19 protein-coding genes are annotated in these 19,387 nt (G+C 60.9%); 7 read left to right on the forward strand and 12 right to left on the reverse strand.

Features of this window, described 5'->3' with window-relative positions; genetic code table 11:
- Positions 1–211: TrmO family methyltransferase domain-containing protein (locus tag VNX23_RS17905; RefSeq protein ID WP_325632164.1), on the forward strand; the 211-nt coding region annotated here is incomplete at its 5' end.
- 132 nt (positions 212–343) lie between these two features.
- Here VNX23_RS17905 and VNX23_RS17910 read toward each other — a convergent pair.
- The 4 genes from VNX23_RS17910 to VNX23_RS17925 form a co-directional block, all read right to left on the reverse strand.
- Complete coding sequence (locus tag VNX23_RS17910) at positions 344–766, reverse strand: HIT family protein (RefSeq protein ID WP_325632166.1); 423 nt, start codon at positions 764–766, stop codon at positions 344–346.
- 8 nt (positions 767–774) lie between these two features.
- Positions 775–2,016, reverse strand: a complete 1,242-nt coding sequence (locus VNX23_RS17915) for a GNAT family N-acetyltransferase (RefSeq protein ID WP_325632168.1) — start codon at positions 2,014–2,016, stop codon at positions 775–777.
- 99 nt (positions 2,017–2,115) lie between these two features.
- Complete coding sequence (locus VNX23_RS17920; protein ID WP_325632191.1) at positions 2,116–2,862, reverse strand: glycerophosphodiester phosphodiesterase family protein; 747 nt, start codon at positions 2,860–2,862, stop codon at positions 2,116–2,118.
- A gap of 16 nt (positions 2,863–2,878) precedes the next feature.
- The gene (locus tag VNX23_RS17925; RefSeq protein WP_325632169.1) at positions 2,879–3,346 is read right to left on the reverse strand and encodes a RidA family protein; all 468 of its coding nucleotides are present in this window, start codon (positions 3,344–3,346) and stop codon (positions 2,879–2,881) included.
- Positions 3,347–3,816: 470 nt separating this feature from the next.
- Here VNX23_RS17925 and VNX23_RS17930 point away from each other — a divergent pair, with 470 nt between their 5' ends.
- On the forward strand, positions 3,817–4,695 hold the full coding sequence (locus tag VNX23_RS17930) for a cell envelope integrity EipB family protein (protein ID WP_325632171.1): 879 nt from the start codon (positions 3,817–3,819) through the stop codon (positions 4,693–4,695).
- An 8-nt stretch (positions 4,696–4,703) separates the two neighbouring features.
- Here the strand turns inward: VNX23_RS17930 and VNX23_RS17935 are convergent, their stop codons facing one another.
- Together VNX23_RS17935 and VNX23_RS17940 are read right to left on the reverse strand one after the other, a co-directional pair.
- The gene (locus VNX23_RS17935) at positions 4,704–6,008 is read right to left on the reverse strand and encodes a DNA polymerase IV (protein ID WP_325632172.1); all 1,305 of its coding nucleotides are present in this window, start codon (positions 6,006–6,008) and stop codon (positions 4,704–4,706) included.
- 472 nt (positions 6,009–6,480) lie between these two features.
- Positions 6,481–6,762 carry a DUF3572 domain-containing protein gene (locus tag VNX23_RS17940; RefSeq protein WP_325632173.1) on the reverse strand — a complete coding sequence of 94 codons (282 nt, stop codon included), beginning with the start codon at positions 6,760–6,762 and terminating at the stop codon, positions 6,481–6,483.
- A 388-nt stretch (positions 6,763–7,150) separates the two neighbouring features.
- On the opposite strand from VNX23_RS17940, the gene VNX23_RS17945 reads away from it, so the two are divergent.
- The gene (locus VNX23_RS17945) at positions 7,151–7,516 is read left to right on the forward strand and encodes a response regulator (RefSeq protein WP_325632175.1); all 366 of its coding nucleotides are present in this window, start codon (positions 7,151–7,153) and stop codon (positions 7,514–7,516) included.
- A gap of 11 nt (positions 7,517–7,527) precedes the next feature.
- Positions 7,528–8,901 carry a PleD family two-component system response regulator gene (locus tag VNX23_RS17950; protein WP_325632176.1) on the forward strand — a complete coding sequence of 458 codons (1,374 nt, stop codon included), beginning with the start codon at positions 7,528–7,530 and terminating at the stop codon, positions 8,899–8,901.
- 189 nt (positions 8,902–9,090) lie between these two features.
- Here the strand turns inward: VNX23_RS17950 and rpmG are convergent, their stop codons facing one another.
- The 6 genes from rpmG to dprA all read right to left on the reverse strand — a co-directional run bounded on the left by rpmG (position 9,091) and on the right by dprA (position 17,293).
- Positions 9,091–9,258 (reverse strand): 50S ribosomal protein L33, encoded by a 168-nt coding sequence (gene rpmG, locus VNX23_RS17955; RefSeq protein ID WP_283035833.1) that lies wholly within the window; start codon positions 9,256–9,258, stop codon positions 9,091–9,093.
- Positions 9,259–9,449: 191 nt separating this feature from the next.
- A complete protein-coding gene (locus VNX23_RS17960; RefSeq protein ID WP_325632179.1) occupies positions 9,450–10,178 on the reverse strand; it encodes an NUDIX hydrolase in 729 nt (242 codons plus the stop codon).
- A 46-nt stretch (positions 10,179–10,224) separates the two neighbouring features.
- Positions 10,225–10,653: a DUF983 domain-containing protein gene (locus tag VNX23_RS17965; protein WP_325632180.1), complete on the reverse strand. Its 429-nt coding sequence runs from the start codon at positions 10,651–10,653 to the stop codon at positions 10,225–10,227.
- Entirely contained in the window at positions 10,641–12,965 is a 2,325-nt protein-coding gene (gene rnr / locus VNX23_RS17970) for a ribonuclease R (protein WP_325632182.1), read from the reverse strand. Before rnr ends, VNX23_RS17965 begins: the two co-directional genes overlap by 13 nt.
- Position 12,966: 1 nt before the next feature.
- Positions 12,967–15,705 carry a type I DNA topoisomerase gene (topA, locus tag VNX23_RS17975; RefSeq protein WP_325632183.1) on the reverse strand — a complete coding sequence of 913 codons (2,739 nt, stop codon included), beginning with the start codon at positions 15,703–15,705 and terminating at the stop codon, positions 12,967–12,969.
- Between the two features lie 475 nt (positions 15,706–16,180).
- Complete coding sequence (dprA, locus tag VNX23_RS17980) at positions 16,181–17,293, reverse strand: DNA-processing protein DprA (protein ID WP_325632185.1); 1,113 nt, start codon at positions 17,291–17,293, stop codon at positions 16,181–16,183.
- Between the two features lie 138 nt (positions 17,294–17,431).
- Between dprA and VNX23_RS17985 the strand changes: the two genes are divergently transcribed.
- The 3 genes from VNX23_RS17985 to VNX23_RS17995 all read left to right on the forward strand — a co-directional run bounded on the left by VNX23_RS17985 (position 17,432) and on the right by VNX23_RS17995 (position 19,003).
- A complete protein-coding gene (locus VNX23_RS17985) occupies positions 17,432–17,593 on the forward strand; it encodes a DUF6471 domain-containing protein (protein WP_325632186.1) in 162 nt (53 codons plus the stop codon).
- A gap of 24 nt (positions 17,594–17,617) precedes the next feature.
- Positions 17,618–18,163: a hypothetical protein gene (locus tag VNX23_RS17990; RefSeq protein ID WP_325632188.1), complete on the forward strand. Its 546-nt coding sequence runs from the start codon at positions 17,618–17,620 to the stop codon at positions 18,161–18,163.
- 624 nt (positions 18,164–18,787) lie between these two features.
- Complete coding sequence (locus VNX23_RS17995; RefSeq protein ID WP_325632189.1) at positions 18,788–19,003, forward strand: DUF6471 domain-containing protein; 216 nt, start codon at positions 18,788–18,790, stop codon at positions 19,001–19,003.
- Positions 19,004–19,387: the final 384 nt, after the last annotated feature.

Here is a 19,387-nt window from a genome sequence, read left to right on the forward strand (position 1 = left end):
GAAAAAGAACGGATTGACCCGTGGCACGTTCTCGCTGCGCTCGCCGGTACGTCCCAATCCAATCGGCACCTCGATCGTCAGGTTCGTCGGGATCGAGGGCTCAACCGTGCTGGTACGCGGGCTCGATTGCCTCGACGAAACTCCGCTGATCGATCTCAAGCCCGACCGCTGCGAATTCTCGCCGCTGGCGGCGCAGAAGGCAGAAGAGTAAGGCATCTGCCCGTCGTCGTCATTGCGAGCGCAAGCGACGCAATCCAGAAACCACGACCGGCCCGGATTGCTCCGTCGCAAAGCTCCCTTGCGCAAACGCTTCGCGTTTGTCGCAGGCAATGACGGGACGGGGCTATTTCAGCGCCGCCATCAGCTTTGCCGCATTTGCCTCAAGCACCTTGCCGTCTTCTTTGCGGCTTGCCGGAGGCAAGAGCACCACGCCTTCATGGCGCGGCATCACATGCATGTGCAGGTGAAACACGACCTGTCCGCCGGCAGGTTCGCTGAATTGCTGGATCGTGATGCCGTCGGCATCGAAGGCCTCCATTGCGGCACGCGCGATCTTCTGGGCGACGCGGGCGACGTGGGCAAAATCCTCCGGCGATATGTCGAGGATGTTGCGAGCCTGCGCCTTTGGGATCACCAGCGTATGTCCGACACTGCGGGGCATGATATCCAGAAAGGCAAGGGTGTGATCGTCCTCATATACCTTGTAGGAGGGGAATTCGCCGCGCAGGATTTTGGCGAAGGGGTTGTTGGGATCGTAGGCGGGCATGAGCGCTCCTATTCATGCTCTTCGTCGGCCGTTTTTCGAAACGGCGCGGCCGCGGTGAGTTCGCGTGCGGCCTGTGCAACATAAGCGCGTTCGCGCTTCAAATAATCATCGATCGCGCGGCGCAGGCCTGGATCGGCGATAAAATGCGCCGAATAGGTGGTTTGCGGAAGATAGCCGCGTGCGAGCTTGTGTTCGCCCTGCGCACCGGCTTCCACTGTCTTCAGGCCGCGCGCAATGGCAAAATCGATCGCCTGATAATAACACACCTCGAAATGCAGAAACGGGTGATGCTCGATCGCGCCCCAGTTGCGGCCGAACAAGGTCTCGGACCCGACGAAATTGATGGCGCCTGCGATCCATCGGTTGTTGCGCCTCGCCATGATCAAGAGGACGTCTTTGGCCATGCTCTCGCCGACCAGCGAGAAGAAGGCACGGTTGAGATAAGGCCGGCCCCATTTGCGCGAACCGGTTTGCATGTAGAAGGCGAAGAAGGCGTCCCAGGCTTCTTCGGTGATGTCGTTTCCGCTGAGCGGATGGATGGTGATTCCGGCGGCAAGCGCCTCGCGCCGTTCGCGCCTGATCGCCTTGCGATGGCGCGAATTCAGCGTTGCGAGGAAATCGTCGAAGCTGCCGTAGCCTTGGTTTTGCCAGTGGAACTGCTGATCGGTTCGTTGCAGGAAACCGTGCCTGGCGAGCAGCTTTGCTTCCGCTTCGCGTGCGAAGGTCACGTGCGCGGAGGAAGCCTTGGTCGCCTGGCATAGCGCGACAATGCCGGTGGCCAGGGCTGCGCCGATTTCATCCATGTCGACGCCGTCGCGGATCAGAAGCCGAGGGCCGGTGACCGGCGTAAAGGGAACCGAGACCTGGAGTTTTGGGTAATAGCGGCCGCCGGCGCGTTCATAGGCGTCTGCCCAGCCGCGGTCGAAAACGTATTCGCCTTGCGAGTGGGATTTCAAATAGCAGGGCACGATACCGGCGATCATGCCGTCGCGACGGGCGAGCAGATGGCGGCTGGCCCATCCGGTCCGCGCGCAAGCCGATCCGGATGCCTCGAGCGAGAGGAAAAACGCATGCGATAAGAATGGGTTATAGTAATGTTTTGAATTGCAGCCGGAGTTGTCAGGCAGAACCAGCGCGTCGAGACCGTCAGGAGCGGGGCCGGGAACAGGATTGGCGCATGCGTCCCAGTCCTCAGCCGCGACCTGGCTGACGGACGAGACGGCTTCGAGCGTGATTTCGGATGAATCCATCGAATATTGTTGCCGGTCACACGTCGCGACCAGCCATCGCCTGTGGTGACCTCGCTCCTTAACATCGTGCATCGCATCATGAACTTCAAGATGCGCGATTTAGGGCCTGAAACCTTCGAAGATCATCTGGTCGGCGTAACGCGCGGCACGCTCGCGCTGGTCCTTGGTCCGCACGGTCCACGTCAGGAGCGGGAGGCCGAAAATATGGCGCGCGATCCAGGGCGCGGCTTGCGGCAAGTCATCGATGCGATAGGCAACAAAGTGCGGCTGCGTGTGGAGGGCGTGCGCAAGATGCAGCATGTCCTTGCGCTGCGCCGCGGTGGCTTGCGGCCAGTCGGCCTCGCGATAGAAGCGTTCGGCAACGATGCCGCGCGGGAGTTTCGGTACGATCTCGCGCAGCGCCGCGACCTGCTGTGGGTCGAATGACATTGCCGCAACCGGTCCTGCGTAGGAGGCGAGCACCTCGGCCATCCGCTCGATCAAGCGGCAGTCGCCGTCAAAACGGCTCTTCACTTCGATGATTATGCCGACGCGGCCCTTGACGAGCGCACAGAGATCGCCGAGCGACATCATCCGTTCCGCCGTATCCTTGAAGCGAACCTCCTTGAGCGCTTGCGCCGTCATGTCGCGTAGCGCGGCCGAACCTTCGGCAAGGCGCCCGAGCCCATCATCGTGATGCACCATGGCTTCGCCATCGGAGCTCAACCGGATGTCGCATTCGATGGCGAAATTTCCGTCGACCGCGGCAAGCGCGGCGCCGGGCATGTTTTCGACAATGCCGCGCGCGCGATCGTGCAGGCCGCGATGGGCCACTGGCCTTGCGGTCAGCCAGTCCGGCGCGCGCAAGACAAACACCTAACCTTCAGGAGACTTCGAACAGTCCTTCGACCTCGACGGATGCGTCGGCCGGAAGCGAAGCCACACCCACGGTGGTACGGGCATGGCGGCCCTTTTCGCCAAAGGCCGCGACCATCAGGTCGGACGCGCCGTTGAGCACTTTCGGCCCGTCGACAAAATCAGGCGCGGAATTGACAAAGCCGCCGAGGCGCACTACGCGCACCACCTTGTCGAGGTCGCCGAGCGCCGCCTTGAGCTGGGCGAGCAGGTTGATGGCGCATCCGCGCGCAGCGGCATTGCCCTGTTCGACGGTGACGCTGCCGCCGAGTTTGCCTTTGGCAATCAGCTTGCCTTGCGGATCGACGCAGACTTGACCGGACACGAACAGGAGGTTGCCGGTGCGTACGAAACCGACGTAATTCGCAACCGGACTCGGCGGCTGATGCAGGACGATACCCTGTGCCGCCAGTTTCTGTTCGACCGTACCCGCCATGTTTCGTCCCCATTTCCTGTGAGCCGCACCCGACAGGATCCGGTCGGGGCAGCTTTGTTTCGCGCATCGCGCCGTCCCTTGCAAGCCAGTGGAGTGGATTTGACATTCGCGACCGATTCGGGCCGCGAGCGCGTGAAACGCGAGTGTCAGATCCTAAACTCCACCTGAAATCCGTAAGTTGCCGGTGGTCCTTTAATTGCAACATTTTCGAAGGTGGGCGCAGAGATTAAGGATGCGAATGTCAGTATTGGACGACCTGCGCGGACGCGGCGGCCGAAATGCCAAAAAATCTGGGATTCTGTCCGGAAAATAACATTTTTCCGTGATGCTGCCGCAGTTGCGGCCCAAGTCGGCGGGTACTAATAATGGGGGGAATCCCTTTTTGTTGAGCATGACGTTCGCGGGACTCCGGTTCGCAAGCCCGGCAGGTAGAGCCCTTCGGGGGCCGGATCATGTTGAAGGATCAAGATATGGCGCGCTCACTTCCGATTTTACCGCGTGAGACCGGATCGCGGCTGCGGACACTCGCGGTTGCGGCTCTGGTGACAGGGATTGCCGGCGGAACGGCTGCAGCCGCCGCCAGCGGAGCCTTTCTCCCGCACCAGGCGCTCTACGAACTCAGCCTGATGAAGTCTCGCGGTTCAAACGCGATCAACAGCGCGCGCGGACGAATCCTCTACAGTTTCACCGGGAATGCCTGCGAAGGGTACACTTCCGAATTTCGGCAGGTATCGGAGATGAACAGCGGCGAAGGCAAGGTGACGCTGTCGGACCTGCGCTCCACGTCCTGGGAAGATGCGGCCGGCAAGACCTACCGCTTCAAGATCGACTCGCGCACGAACGACAGCGACTCGAGCCCGGTCGATGGCATCGCCGAACGGACCGGCGATCAAATCACGGTCAAGCTGAAACAGCCGCAAACCAAGACCTTCACGCTTGACGGATCGACGGTGTTTCCGACCGAGCAGATTCAGCACATCATCGCGGCGGCCAGGGAAGGAAAATCAGTGCTCGAGCTGTCGGTCTATGACGGCTCGGACAACGGCGAAAAGGTCTTCAACACCCTGTCCGTCATCGGGCAGCCGATACCCGGCGACCGGACGATCGCCTCTCCCGATCCCTCGACCGAAAACGACGTCATGAAATCGATGACGCGGTGGCCGGTAACGGTGAGTTATTACGAGCACGACGGCAAAGCCAATGACGGCGAGCAGACGCCGGTTTACTCAATGTCCTTCGAGCTGTTCGAGAACGGCGTCTCCCGCGCGCTGGTGCTCGATTACAATGATTTCGTGATCTCCGGCGCTTTGGGCAAATTCGACGTCAAGGATGCCAAGCCGTGTAAGTGACGGCGCGGTCATTCTTGTTCTTCTTGACTTTCCGGTCCCTCATAGGCGATGCCCCTGATCACGGCGGCATCGCCGAATTTTTTGCGCAGATTGTCGATCGCGCGCTCTGCGTCCGCCGAGCGACGCTCCAGCATGTCGGTATCATGGGCCTGCGAAGAGGGGCGGAGCGCGCTGACGCCAGTGCCCATCAGGCGGAATGCAGTGCCGTCGATCTCTTTTGCCAGCATTTCGCGCGATATCGCGAAAATCTTTGCCGCAAGCTGAGTCGGGGCGTGTATTGATTGCGATCGGGTTCGCTGCCGGAAATCGGCGGTCTTGAGCTTCAACGTGATCGTCGATCCCGCAAGTTCACCGTTCTTGAGACGCGACGATACTTTTTCCGAGAGCCGCCAAAGCGTTCTTTCAAGGCTTGCGAAATCGCGGATGTCGGTCTCGAACGTCGTCTCGCTGGAAATGGTCTTGGCGCCGCGATCGGGAACCACGGCGCGGTCATCAATGCCGCGCGCCAGCCGCCACAATCTGCGGCCGTCAGTTCCGAACTGCTTCATCAAGTCGTTCTCGTCGGCGCGATGCAAATCGGCGATGGTGCGAAAGCCGCGCTGGATCAGCCGTTCCTGGGTCGCCGGCCCCACGCCAAAGATGAAGCCGACCGGCTTGTCCTTAAGCATCGTGCGCGCTTCGTCCTGGTCGAGTGCCGCAAAACCGCGCGGCTTGTCCATGTCGGAGGCGATCTTGGCGAGGAATTTGTTGCAGGAAAGGCCGACGGAAACGGTGATGCCGATGTCGCGCTCGACCTCGCGGGCGAAGCGCGCCAGAACCTTGGCCGGAATCATCGCGTGGACACGCTCGGTTCCCTTGAGATCGAGGAATGCCTCATCGATCGAAAGCGGCTCGACCAGCGGCGTCAGCGCCTGCATCGCACGTCGTACCTCGCGGCCGACCCTGACGTATTTCGCCATGTCGGGCGGGATCACGATCGCCGAGGGGCAGAGGTCCAGAGCCTTGAACATCGGCATGGCCGAACGCACGCCGAAGGTGCGGGAGACGTAGCACGCCGCCGCGACCACGCCGCGCTTGCCGCCGCCGATGATCACAGGCTTGTCGGCCAGTTCCGGATTGTCGCGCTTCTCGACGGTTGCGTAGAACGCGTCGCAATCGATGTGCGCGATGCAAAGTGAAGGCAATGCGCGATGGCGGGCGAGGCGAGGCGAGCCGCATTCGCCGCATCGTTTCGTCGAAGCGTCCAGATCGCGGAGGCAGTCCCGGCAAAAGCAGGTCACGGCTGGTGCTCCGATTTCGAAGTTCGCACACATTCGCCGCGGTACCTCTTGCGAACTTCGAAATCAAAGGGAGCACCTGCACTGATATTTGCCAGGGCGGCTCTGAATTTGAAGTTCCTATGATGAGGTTACCGCGAGTCTGATAGGAACTTCAAATTCGCCGCACTGGGTCGCGCTCCACTAGTGTCCGGTTCTGACATTCGTATTCCATCGCGCGGGGCTCATTTACGAATGTCAGGACCAAAGGACACTAACAAATATACGATTCTCGTGTCCCGATTCCGAAGTTCGCATCATTTTGCGGACACCTCGTTTGCGAACTTCGGAATCGAAAGGACACCAGCAAGTCATTGTTTCTAGTGTGGCTTTGGTTCAGAAGTCCGCATGACCGAAACTCACGGCAGTAATAATGCGGACTTCTGAACCGCCAAACCAGTGCGGTTTTGGATTTTGACATTCGCCGTAGGAATCGCGGGGCCACTGAGCGAATGTCAAATCCACCGCACTAGACAGGATCGTTCAGCGCCTGGTGGGCGGCGGCGATATGGGTGGGATCAAGCTGCGCGGAAGCGGCAAAGGCCTTTACCGTTGCGTCGTCGCGCATGATGAACTCGAGCACGTGGGCCAGAAATTGTGGATTGGCGGCGGAACTCCGCAAGGTATCCGGCCCAATTCCGCTCTCGGCCAGGAACACGCCCAGCCGTTCGGCGTCGCTCGCGATGAAAGCGAGCGCCTGAACCGCAACGATTTCAGCTACTTCCCTCGGGTTATGAGTCGGTTTTCTCAATCGGCCGATTTGCCTTTCCCCAACTTATGGTCTCTATTTTCCAAAAGATAATGCCCGAGTCTGCGCAAGATGTTCAAGCAAGTGGAAACCACTTTGCACGTAGATCACACGCGGGTGGCCGTCCGGCTTAACGGGTTAGAGCGAATCTGGCGCTAGTGTCCCGATTCCGAAGTTCGCATCATAGCGCGGTAACCTGTTTTGCGAACTTCGGAATCGAAAGGACACTAGCTACTAATTGATTCAAGTGTGGCTTGGGTTCAAAAGTCCGCATGATGCGCTCGCGGTTATGATGCGGACTTCTGAACCGTCACACTAGTTTGAGTCGCAAACTTGGCGGCGATCGCAGTGCCGCTTTGCGGGGCCGCATCGCTGGGATGGGAGGGGCGGGATGGCAAAAACCGTCCTGATCGTGGAAGACAACGAGCTGAACATGAAGCTCTTTCGCGATCTGCTTGAAGCACATGGCTATCGGACTGAAGGCACCAGCAACGGTTTCGAGGCGCTCGATCTCGTGCGCAAGCTTCGACCTGACCTCGTTCTGATGGATATCCAGCTTCCGCAGGTGTCGGGCCTGGAAGTGACGCGGTGGATCAAGGACGATCCGGAACTGCGCGCCATACCGGTTGTGGCCGTCACCGCCTTCGCCATGAAGGGCGACGAGGAACGCATCCGCGAAGGCGGATGCGAGGCGTATCTGTCCAAGCCGATCTCGGTCGGCAAGTTCATCGAGACCGTCCGACGGTTCATCGGATAGGAGAGTTGAGGATGTCCGCGCGTATTCTTGTCGTCGACGACGTTCCCGCCAACGTCAAGCTGTTGGAAGCGCGGCTTTCGGCCGAGTATTTCGACGTCCTGACCGCGTCCAACGGCGCCGAGGCACTCGCCATCTGCGCGCGCGCCGAATGCGATATCATTCTGCTCGATGTCATGATGCCCGATATGGACGGTTTCGAAGTGTGCCGGGCGCTAAAGTCCAATCCGGCCACCCATTTCATTCCGGTCGTCATCGTCACCGCGCTGGACAGCCCGGCCGACCGCGTGCGCGGGTTGGAGGCGGGCGCCGACGATTTCCTGACCAAGCCGGTATCCGATGTCGTTCTGATCGCGCGCGTGCGGTCGCTGACGCGGCTGAAGATGATGACGGACGAGCTGCGCATGCGCGCGATCACCTCGCTCGAGATCGGCGTGCAGGCGCCCGAGCGCAGCGCCGTGGCAGATACCGGGAAAGGCGGCCGCGTGCTTCTGGTCGATGATCGAACCTCGTCCCACGAACGGCTGTTGCCGGTATTGAGCGAGGAACACACCGTCGATCTCGAAACCAACCCCGCCGAAGCGCTGTTTCGCGCCGCCGACGGCGATTACGATCTTTTGATCGTCTCGCTCGGTCTTGATAATTTCGATGGCCTGCGCCTGTGCAGCCAGGTGCGGTCGCTGGAGCGGACGCGGCACGTGCCGATCCTTGCCATCTCGGACGCCGACAACAATACGCGGCTGCTTCGCGGGCTTGAGATCGGCGTCAATGACTACCTGCTTCGGCCCGTCGACAAGAACGAATTGCTGGCGCGCGCGCGGACCCAGATCCGCAAGCGGCGTTACACCGACCATCTGCGCGACAATGTGCAGAACTCGATCGAAATGGCGATCACCGACGCCCTCACCGGGTTGCACAATCGCCGCTACATGGAGAGCCATCTAGCGACGCTTGCCGAGCAGGCTTCAGGCCGCGGCAAGCCCCTGGCGGTGATGATGCTCGACATCGATTATTTCAAATCGATCAACGACAATCACGGCCACGACGCCGGTGACGACGTCTTGCGCGAATTCGCGATGCGGGTTCGCAAGTCGATCCGCGGCATCGACCTTGCCTGCCGCTACGGCGGGGAGGAGTTCGTCATCGTGATGCCGGAAACCGACCTGCATGTTGCCGGCGTGGTGGCCGAGCGCCTGCGGCGTTCGATCGCCGGCGAACCGTTCGCCATCCACAAGGGCACCCAACGCATCGAGGTCACGATCTCGATCGGACTTTCCGTTCTCGAGCACAAGGGCGAGGCCGTCGCCGACGTCCTCAAGCGCGCCGACATCGCGCTTTATCGCGCCAAGCATGACGGCCGCAACCGCGTGGTGGCGAATGCCGCCTGAGGCGACAAAAGATATCCGCCGAACAAAAGCTAGAGCATGATCCGGAAAAGTGGAAACCGGTTTTCCGAAAAGATCATGCTCAAACAAAGAGATGAGATCATGATGCGATTCCACTTGATCGCATCATGATCTAGCCAATAAAAACGGGGCCTTCCGGCCCCGCTATTTTTTGCGCAGTTCCAACGCGGCTTACTTGATCTTGGCCTCGCGGAATTCGACGTGCTTGCGCGCGACCGGATCGTATTTCTTCTTCACGAGCTTCTCGGTCATGGTGCGCGAATTCTTCTTGGCGACGTAATAGAAGCCGGTGTCCGCCGAGGACACGAGCTTGACCTTGATGGTGACCGCCTTGGCCATTTGCAAAACCTTATATGTCCGGAAATCGGCGCCCGGCCGATCTAAGGGGGCGCCAGTTGCCGGGCAACCTAGCCTCGATCCGCTCAAAGTCAAGGATTTCGGCGCCGAATTGATCCGAAATTCATCCGGTTGACAGCCAAAATCGCTGGTTTTGCCCCCGTTGTGGAGGGAACGGCAGTCCGACCGAGTCGCTATGCTCCCAAGACGTCCTTCTGCATCTTGCCACCGTAGAAATGGAAAAACGGCACGTCGGCGTCGTGGCGCAAGGGGCCTGCGGCGAGCCGCCTTGCGAGTTCGCCGAGCACGTTCCTGGTCATCGGGTGCAGGTCGGCGAGCGGCTTTGATCCGAGTTCGACCCAGACCAGTTCCACCAGCTCCGCTTCCGCATGGATCACGCCGTCGACGCGATGGGCAATGGAAGACGCATCGGCCGCGAAGAATCGCGTGTCGAAGCGGCGGATGCGGCCGGGCGGGGTGATCGCACGGGTGATGAGATAGAGACCCGAAGGGTCCGGGAGGAGGCCGGCATCGGCAAAGGGCTGCCATGGACCGGTCAGCGCCGGCGAGGTGCCATGTTTGCGTCCAAGGCACAGGCCGGTTTCCTCGCAAGCCTCGCGGATGGCGGCAACGGCAAGCGCGCGCGCGCGCGAAGGCGTGATCTTTGGGCGGCCCCTTAGCAGGTTTGCCTCAAGCGCGGGTGGAATGGGCTGCGCCACGGGAATCCGGCTGTCATCCCTGTCGACCCGCCCGCCGGGAAAGACGATCTTTCCCGGCTGGAACACCACCTTCTCGTGACGCTTGCCGACCAGGACTTTTGGTGTCGCACCGCTTCGATCGACCAGGATCAGCGTGGCGGCATCGACGGGGCGGCGGTAGGGGTGATGGTCGGCCTCCTTCTCCGCGTTTACGCTTTCACTCATCGCGCGCCGTCGCTTATCGTCGTTTGTCGTGACAGCGATCCGCCTCTCAGGGTTCGGGATTAAGCTCGTCAAATCCGTGCATCCGCAGCGCCCATTGCACCCCAACCACGGCGCCCTTGACGGGCTGCAGCAGGACCAATGAGGCTATGAAGGTCAGCGGCAGATAAATTGCGAGTTGAAGCGCCAGGGGCGGCGAGTAGTTCGTCTCGATCATCAGTGCCAGCGGTACAACGATGTGACCGACGATGACGATCACGAGATAGGCGGGCAAATCATCGGCGCGGTGCGGCGTGAAATCCTGGCCGCAAGCCGAGCAGTGGTCGGCGGTCTTGAGAAACGCGCGGAACAGTTTGCCTTCGCCGCAGCGAGGACAGCGGCCGCGAAAGCCGCGCTTCAAGGCGGTCCAGACGTTGCGCTTCTCGAACTGCGCGGTATCGCGGCTCCAGACGATCGGGTGCGCACTCAATGTTTCCATGACTTGCCTTTCTTCGATTGGCCGGACTTTTGCATGCCCTCTTTGCGATCCTTCCTGCGCGTCCCTCGACCTGGATCGATTTTGGCCGTCGCTGCGGAAGCATGCCGCTTGCGCCCACGCTGCGGGAGGCTCGCCTCCGACAACAGCTCAAACCGCAACGCGCCCGCAACGGGTGCAGCTTCTACCAGACGGACGTCGACGACGTCCCCCAGTCGGTGCATGGCTCCGCTGCGCGAGCCGACCAGCGCGTGACGCGTTTCGTCGTAGTTGAAATACTCGCTTCCGAGTGTGCGGATCGGGATCAGCCCGTCGGCGCCGGTATCCTCGAGTTTGACGAAAAGTCCGGCGCGGGTGACCCCGGAAATCCGGCCCTGAAAGGTGGCGCCGATACGGTCGGCGAGAAAATGCGCGATCAGGCGGTCGGCGGTCTCCCGCTCGGCCTTCATGGCGCGGCGCTCGGTCAGGGAGATTTGCGCTGCGACCTCGCCGAGGTGTTCCACCGTCTCGCTGTCGGGCAGGGCACCTTCGCCGAGACCAAGACCCCTGATCAGTGCGCGATGCACCACGAGATCTGCATATCGGCGGATCGGCGAGGTGAAATGGGCGTAGCGACGCAAATTGAGGCCGAAATGGCCGTAATTCTCGGCCGAATATTCGGCCTGGGCTTGCGAGCGCAGCACCACTTCGTTCACCAGCGATTCCGCATCATGCCCCTTGACCTGCGCCAGCACGCGATTGAACAGCGAGGGGCGCAACACGCCACTTTTGGCAAACGGCAGATCGAGGGTTTTCAAAAATTCCTGCAGCGCATGAACCTTCTCGAGCGAAGGTTCATCGTGCACCCGATAGATAAGCGGCAGCGTCTTCCTTTCAAGCATTTCGGCCGCGGCGACATTGGCCAGGATCATAAATTCTTCGATAAGCTTGTGGGCGTCCAACCGCTCCGGGACGATCACGCGATCCACTGTTCCATCCGCCTTCAAGAGGATCTTGCGCTCGGGAATTTCGAGGTCGAGCGGATCACGCTCGTCGCGGGCGTGCTTGACCACCGCATACGCGTCATAGAGCGGCTTCAGGATCGGGGCGAGCAGGGGGCCGGTCGTATCATCCACTCTTCCGTCGATCGCGGCTTGCGCCTGGGCGTAGTGAAGCTTGGCCGCCGAGCGCATCAGGATGCGGTGAAAGCTGTGCGAGCGCTTGCGGCCGTCCTTGCCGATCACCAGGCGCACGGCGAGCGCGCCGCGCGGTTCGCCCGGAACGAGCGAGCACAGATCGTTCGAGATGCGCTCAGGCAGCATCGGCACCACGCGGTCAGGAAAATAGACCGAATTACCGCGCTCCAGCGCGTCGTGGTCGAGCGCCGATCCCGGCCGGACATAGAATGCCACATCCGCGATCGCGACGTTGACGATATAGCCGCCCTTGTTGTTGGGATCGCGATCGGGCTCGGCATGGACCGCATCATCGTGATCCTTCGCGTCGGGCGGATCGATGGTGAGAAGCGGAACGTCGCGCCAGTCTTCGCGGCCTCTCAGGCTCGCCGGTCGTGCTTCTTCGGCCTCGCGCAAGGCGGAGGGCGAAAAACCTTGCGGAATCTCGTGGGCGTGAATCGCGATCAGGCTGATCGCCTTTTCCGAGGCAAGCGAGCTGAGCCGCTCCTTGACCTTGCCGGAGGCAAGGCCAAAGCCGCGCGAACGCACCAGGTCGACGCTGACGAGATCGCCATCTTCGGCGCCTCTGGTGTCGGCCTTTGCGATGTTCAATTCGCGGCCCGCCTGCTTCTTGTCGACCGGGATCAGTCGTCCGCCGCCACCGGGGAGGGAACGGAAGATTCCGAGCACGCGTGTCCTGGCGCGATCGATGATCTTGATGACGCGCCCGCGATAGACGGTGCCTTCGCTGTCGTGTTCTTCGAGCTGCTCGACGCGCAACAGCGCGCGGTCGCCAATGCCGGCAGCCGTACCCGCTTGCTGCCGCTTCGGTGAATGGATCCGGATTTTCGGCGGCTCGCCGCCTTCCACCTCGTCCCATTCGGCGGGAATGGCGATCAGTTCGCCGTCACTGTCGCGGCTCGTGATATCGGCCAGCACGGTTGCCGGCAGGATATCGGGCTCACTGATCTCCCTGCCGCGTTTCTTGATCGTACCCTTGTCGGCAAGCTCGCGCAGGATTCGCTTCAACTCGGCGCGGTCGGAATTCTTGAGGCCGAATTCACGAGCGATTTCGCGAGTCCCGACCTTTCCCGGATGCGCGCGGATGAAAGCGACGATGGCGTCTGTGGTCGGAAAGCCCCTGTCGCGTTGTTTGGCCACTCTATCCGCTTGCCTTGCCAGCGCTCTTCTTCGCAATCGGTTTTGCCGTCTTCGAAGCCGAAGTCTTCGCCGTCACCGGAGCGCGCGCCTTGCTGGCGGCCTGCGATTTCGGCTTTGCCGCCGCCTTCTTCACTGCGACCTTCTTGGCCGGCCTTGCCGGCTTTGTTTCCGCCTCGGCCTTGGCGGGTGTTGCGCCTTTGGCTTTCTTGCTCCCACGCCTGGAGGCACCGCCGCCTTTTGCCGCCCGTTCATCGATCAGCGCGATCGCTTCCGGAAGCGTGATGTTGTCAGGGGTCTTGTCGCTCGGAATCGTGGCGTTGACGCCGCCGGCCGTTACATAGGCGCCGTAACGGCCGTTCTTGACCGCAACCACCCCAAGGGTGGGGTGATCGCCCAATGGTCTGCCAGGATCGGCGCCAAAGCGCCGGCCCCTGGGCCCCTTGGCGATTTTTTCCGCGATCAGCGTCACGGCCCGGTTGAGACCGATGTCGAACACCTCGTCGCCAGCCTCGAGGCTTGCATAGGTGTTTTCATGACGCACGAAGGGTCCGAAGCGGCCGAGTCCTGCGGTGATCGGCTTGCCGGTTTCGGGATGCGGACCAATGACGCGCGGCAGCGACAACAATTTGAGCGCCAGACCGAGGTCGACGTCGGAAGGCGAGATATTCTTCGGAATGCCCGCGCGCTTCGGCTTTTCGCCGTCCGCGTAGTCCTTTTGCTCGCCGAGCTGGATATAGGGGCCGAAGCGTCCCGCCTTCACGATCACGTCGCGACCGCTCTGCGGATCCTGGCCCAGGAGGCGATCGGCGCTTGCTTCGCTGTCGGCGGCCAACGGACGGGTGTAACGGCATTCTGGATAGTTGGAGCAACCGACAAAGGCGCCGAATTTTCCGGCCTTGAGGTTGAGACGCCCGCTGCCGCAGCTCGGGCATTGCCGGGGGTCGCCCCCGTCCTCGCGCGGCGCGTAGATGTGGGGCCCCAGCATGTCGTCGAGCGCGTCGAGCACCTCGGCGACCCGCAGGTCCTTGATCTCGTTCACCGCGCCGATAAAGTCGCGCCAGAAATCCTTCAGCACCTCTTTCCAGGAAATCTCGTTGTTCGAGATGCGGTCGAGCTGTTCTTCGAGCGCGGCGGTGAAATCGTATTCGACGTAGCGCGAGAAGAAATTTTCAAGGAACGCGACCACGACGCGGCCCTTGTCCTCGCCGTGCAGGCGCTTCTTTTCAAGCCTGACATAACCGCGGTCCTTCAGGACCTGGAGAATGGAAGCGTAGGTCGACGGCCGGCCGATACCGAGCTCTTCCATTCGTTTGACGAGAGAGGCTTCCGAGAAGCGCGGTGGCGGTTCGGTAAAATGCTGGGTAACGGCGAGTTCCCTGCGCTTGAGGGCTTCGCCCTCGCTCATGGCGGGAAGCCGGCGGCTGTCCTCGTCCTCTTCGTCGTCATGACCTTCCTGGTAAAGCGCGAGGAAGCCGTCGAACTTGATCACCTGGCCGGACGCGCGAAGTTCGAGCACACGTGAACCTGCCTTCGCCGTGATGTCGACGGTGGTGCGTTCGAGCTCGGCAGATTCCATCTGGCTGGCGATGGTGCGTTTCCAGATCAGTTCATAAAGTCTCGCCTGATCGGAATCGAGCCGCCGGCGCATTTCGGCGGGCCGGCGCGAAAGATCGGTCGGACGGATGGCTTCGTGCGCTTCCTGCGCGTTCTTGGCCTTGGCCTGATACTGGCGCGGCGCGTCCGGCACATAGGCGTTGCCGTAATCCTCGCCGATCACCTTGCGTGCCTGCACGATTGCCGAATTGTCGATCTGCACGCCGTCGGTTCGCATATAGGTAATGAGACCGGTGGTTTCGCCGCCGATATCGATGCCCTCATAGAGCCGCTGCGCGATCCGCATGGTGTGCGCCGGGGCAAAGCCGAGCTTGCGGCTGGCTTCCTGTTGCAGCGTCGAGGTGGTGAAGGGAGCCTGCGGATTGCGCCGCGCCGGCTTTGCCTCGACCGTGGTCACGGTAAACTGCGCTGCCTCGAGCGCCTTCTTGAAATCCTCGGCTTCAGCACCCGTGCCGATATCGAGCCGCTGGATCTTCTTGCCATCGGCACCGACCAGGCGGGCCTCGAATGCCTCACCGCGCGGCGTCGCCAGCGTCGCGATCAACGACCAGTATTCGCGCGGTACGAATTTCTCGATTTCCAGCTCGCGGTCGCAGACGAGCCGCAGCGCCACCGACTGCACTCGCCCTGCGGAGCGAGCACCCGGCAGTTTGCGCCACAATACAGGCGAGAGCGTAAAGCCGACGAGATAATCCAGTGCGCGGCGCGCCATATAGGCGTCGACCAGCGCGCCGTCGATCTGGCGCGGATGCTTCATCGCGTCGGAGACGGCCTGTTTGGTGATCGCGTTGAACACCACGCGCTCGATCGCCTGGTCCTTTAGCGCGCGCTTCTCCTTGAGGACTTCAAGCACATGCCAGGAGATCGCCTCACCCTCGCGGTCGGGGTCGGTTGCGAGAATCAGCTTGTTTGCGCCCTTGAGCGCCTTGGCGATGTCATTGAGTCGGCCTGCCGCCTTGGGGTCGACCTCCCAAATCATCTGGAAGTTGGCGTCCGGATCGACCGATCCGTTCTTGGCCGGGAGGTCGCGGACATGTCCGAAGGACGCCAGAACCTCATAGGAGGCACCCAGATATTTGTTGATCGTCTTGGCTTTGGCCGGCGACTCGACAATGACGATATTCATGTCATTCCAATAGTTTACGGGAAAAATGAAGGCCGGTTCCGCGGGACTCGCGTCGGCCGTTCGAGTGCGAACATGGGTGGTGAGGAGCCCCCTGTCAAATCGACAGATGTTGAAAGCACGCTTTAAGGGGCGGCGTCCCTATCCAAAAAGTTGTGAAATACGCCCTAGAGTTGCGCACCCGATGGGCGTATCTTGCCCAAATACACGGCATTGGAGTGTTTTTGATCAGGAAGAGCGGCTGGGGGAAGCGTGGAACCTCGGGCAAGGCCGGGAGCTCCCAGAACGGCGAGCCGCCGGGGGACGGCGGGCCCGACGAGGCCGCATTGTTCATCGCAGACCGTCGCCGCCCTGGCCATACTTGCACGCAGGCACGACCTCGGCATGCTGATCCGTCTGCTTGAAATGGCGCAGATGGAAGCCGAGGAGTTCGTTCGCCTCCGCGGCAAGCGCAAGCTGTCGTGAGACTTGGCCTCCCTTAGGCCAGCGACACCAGCCCGCCGCCATGGCGCTCGAGCCGTCCGGCGAGGTCGAGTTCGAGCAACACAGTGCGCACGATCGCGGGCGAAGCGCCCGCCAGGCGGATCAGGTCGTCGAGCAGAATGGGGGTCGGTCCCAATAGTCCCACGATACGCTCGCGATCGCTTGCGTCGGGGTCGCCGGCCAACGGGTCCTCGTCCGGCTCGCGAAGTTCGATTCCCCGTTCCATGATCGGCTCGACCGCCTGAATGATGTCGGAGGCATCGGTAATCAGGGTCGCGCCCTGCTTGATCAGGTCGTTGGTGCCCGCGGCGCGCGGATCGAGCGGCGAGCCCGGCACCGCGAATACCTCGCGACCCTGTTCGGCGGCGATACGCGCGGTGATCAGCGAGCCCGAGCGAAGCGCGGCCTCAACCACGACGACCCCGATCGAACTGCCGGAGATCAGCCGATTGCGTCTTGGAAAATCGCGGGCACGCGGCGCGTGCCCTGGCGGCATTTCGGAGATCGCAGCGCCTGAGGCGACAATCGCCGCCAGCAAGTCGGCGTGTTCGGGCGGGTAGACCTGGTCGTGGCCGCCGGCCAGCACCGCAACCGTGCCGCTCTCGATGCTGGCGCGATGGGCGGATTGGTCGATGCCGCGCGCCAGCCCGGAGACGACGACAAATCCGGCGTTGCCGAGATCGCGGGCGAGTTGGCTTGCGAATTTAAGCCCGGCGCCGGAAGCGTTGCGGGAACCGACGATGGCGATCATCGGCCGCTCCAGGACGTCAAGGCCGCCGCGCACGCCGAGCAGCGGAGGTGCATCGTCCACGACCGCAAGACGTGGCGGATAACCGCCTTCACCCGGAGCGATCAGGCGGACACCCAATCGCTCGGCTGTTGCAAGCTCGGCGCGCGCGTCCTTTTCGCTGCAGATCCGCTGATGTCGCGAGGCTCCGCCACGCCGCGCCAGTTCCGGCAACCGCTCAAGTGCGGCGCGCGCGCTGCCGAAATGATTGACGAGCGAACGAAAGGTGCGCGGCCCGATATTGTCGGAGCGGATCAGGCGCAGCCAGTCGAGGCGCTGGGCGTCGGTGAGGCGTGTTGTGGCTGAAGTCGTGGTGTCCATGCGTTCCCTATAGAGTGAGCATGGATCAACCTTGAGGCGTGGGGAAGGGGGGATGAACGTCAGGAGACCTTTCCGCGTCATGCCCGGCCTTGTGCCGGGCATCCATGTCTTTGCTGCGTCGATCGGGGAGATAAGGAAATGGATGGCCGGGACGAGCCCGGCCATGACGCTAAGAATCCAGCTTTCAAGGATGAGACCGAAGCCGGGATAATGATGAAGCTAAAACGGGGAACGTTTTTCGCCACGCTCTTTCTGGCGTGCCTTGCCGCAATGGAATTGGAAGGGGTAGTTTTAGAGTAGATTTGATCGTGGGGCGGGTGGCAAATGCTAAAAAGGAACTGGGCGCTTATTGCGCTTATCTATTTGGCATTCGCCGAAGTTCTGAGCTGGTCTCCCGTCCCGGATTTATCGCTGTGCCTCATACAACCATCGCACGATCAAAAGGCCGCTGATCACAATGATGAGAAATATTGCCCCGCCTTTCGCACGGGAGTAATCGTCGGCCTCAATGCGCTGGACGGATTCCTTGAGCGTCACGACAAGAGCGTCGTTGGCGCGTTCACGATTGTCCTTGCGATCTCCACCATCGGCTTGTGGCTGGCCACTAACAATCTTTGGCGAGCTGGGGAGAAGCAGATTGAATTCACCGGAGATTCCGTCGCCATCGCAAAGGATGCTTTGCTCAAGACGGAACGTGCCTTCGTTTTTCTTGACGGGTTCAATATTGAATTGACTACCGCCGCCGATAGCAGCGTCGTTGAAAATGAGATTTTGCCGGAACCATACAGAAATGATCCCGGGCTTTTATCACGCGGTTCTCGGCCCAGCCGCGCTGGAAAAACAGCGGGACAACGCCAGTCAAAAACATGAGAATCAGTGTCAATTAGCGTGGCCCGAATGGACCAATTCATCCCGATACTTCCGATTTCACCTATACTGATGACGGGGTGCCGTTCTTTCTCGGTCCCCAAGCCACCGAGCCTAGCGACCCTATTGAGATGACCGGCGCCATGGCCCTCGTTAATTGGCAGTGGAATCCCGTTCCACCGTGCCCAAAGATGTTCATTTGGGGGAGAGCAGATTACCGAGACGTTTTCGGCCAGCCCCACTTCACCGAATGGTGTTACCAACTCAGATTGAGTCGACCTATCCGCAGCGAACGGATGCGCGCCGAGTTTATCCAGTGGGGTGATTACAATCGCATTGATGAAAGCTAAAGCGGCCCCAGCCGCGCGCGCCCACATGGCGCGCTCCTACTCCATCCGGACCTCTCGATTTTGCCTGTGGAGTTTGCGCCATAATACCGCGCGCCCCGGAATGACGGAGCGAATCAGGCGCAGTCGAGGCGCTGGGCGTCAGTGAGGCGTGTCGTGGTTGGAGCCTTGGTGTCCATGCGTCCTCTATAGAGTGAGCATGGATCAACCTTGGGACGTTGGGAAGAGGGATACGCGCGTCATTCCACGAGGCACAATCTCACATCCGAAGATGGGCCACTTGACGGAGGCCCGCGCCAGTGCCTTCCTCAAGGCCAGAATGAAAGAGGTAGAGATTACCTATGCCGAACTAGCCAAGCTGAAAAAACACGGCTTCAAGGATGAAACGGAAGCCGGAATCACGATGAAGCTGAAACGGGGGACGTTTTCAGCGACGTTCTTTATGGCGTGTGTTGCGGCGCTGGAATTGGAAGAAGTGGTGCTAGATGAACTTTGAACCCTATTTCATCTTTTCGATATAGACCTGACTGTGCCCATGGCAAGCTGCGGGGAAATCCATCTGGTTAAAGAAAATGGCACACCGCTCTATGACGTACTTTTCATCCTTTGGCTGATTGTCGTCGGTAAATTGGCCCACAAAAAATGCGTATAGATATTTTTTCCCTTCTTTGACGTCTTCTATTTTTGCGTCATTGCTTTCGTCTCTATTGAAGGCAGTATCAATGTGGTATTCGCCATACCCTAGTGGATCGCGTCTGACATTTGAATCCGGGAGGGGATTCCCCGGGACCTGAATGCATGCGAGTCTGGCGCATGCGAACAGGAATTTCCATCACTCTTAAGCCTGCCGACCGCCGCCGTCTGAAGGCGCTGGCGCGGG

The organism is Bradyrhizobium sp., from assembly GCF_035570375.1.
Taxonomy (GTDB): domain Bacteria; phylum Pseudomonadota; class Alphaproteobacteria; order Rhizobiales; family Xanthobacteraceae; genus Bradyrhizobium.

What these genes read in the sequence shown, in the direction of transcription:
- VNX23_RS17910 (WP_325632166.1), bottom strand. Translation starts at nt 766, where the DNA reads ATGCCCGCCTACGATCCCAACAACCCCTTCGCCAAAATCCTGCGCGGC.
- VNX23_RS17915 (WP_325632168.1), bottom strand. Translation starts at nt 2,016, where the DNA reads ATGGATTCATCCGAAATCACGCTCGAAGCCGTCTCGTCCGTCAGCCAG.
- VNX23_RS17925 (WP_325632169.1), bottom strand. Translation starts at nt 3,346, where the DNA reads ATGGCGGGTACGGTCGAACAGAAACTGGCGGCACAGGGTATCGTCCTG.
- VNX23_RS17930 (WP_325632171.1), top strand. Translation starts at nt 3,817, where the DNA reads ATGGCGCGCTCACTTCCGATTTTACCGCGTGAGACCGGATCGCGGCTG.
- VNX23_RS17935 (WP_325632172.1), bottom strand. Translation starts at nt 6,008, where the DNA reads ATGTGTGCGAACTTCGAAATCGGAGCACCAGCCGTGACCTGCTTTTGC.
- VNX23_RS17945 (WP_325632175.1), top strand. Translation starts at nt 7,151, where the DNA reads ATGGCAAAAACCGTCCTGATCGTGGAAGACAACGAGCTGAACATGAAG.
- VNX23_RS17950 (WP_325632176.1), top strand. Translation starts at nt 7,528, where the DNA reads ATGTCCGCGCGTATTCTTGTCGTCGACGACGTTCCCGCCAACGTCAAG.
- rpmG (WP_283035833.1), bottom strand. Translation starts at nt 9,258, where the DNA reads ATGGCCAAGGCGGTCACCATCAAGGTCAAGCTCGTGTCCTCGGCGGAC.
- VNX23_RS17960 (WP_325632179.1), bottom strand. Translation starts at nt 10,178, where the DNA reads ATGAGTGAAAGCGTAAACGCGGAGAAGGAGGCCGACCATCACCCCTAC.
- VNX23_RS17965 (WP_325632180.1), bottom strand. Translation starts at nt 10,653, where the DNA reads ATGGAAACATTGAGTGCGCACCCGATCGTCTGGAGCCGCGATACCGCG.
- topA (WP_325632183.1), bottom strand. Translation starts at nt 15,705, where the DNA reads ATGAATATCGTCATTGTCGAGTCGCCGGCCAAAGCCAAGACGATCAAC.
- dprA (WP_325632185.1), bottom strand. Translation starts at nt 17,293, where the DNA reads ATGGACACCACGACTTCAGCCACAACACGCCTCACCGACGCCCAGCGC.
- VNX23_RS17985 (WP_325632186.1), top strand. Translation starts at nt 17,432, where the DNA reads ATGGATGGCCGGGACGAGCCCGGCCATGACGCTAAGAATCCAGCTTTC.
- VNX23_RS17990 (WP_325632188.1), top strand. Translation starts at nt 17,618, where the DNA reads ATGCTAAAAAGGAACTGGGCGCTTATTGCGCTTATCTATTTGGCATTC.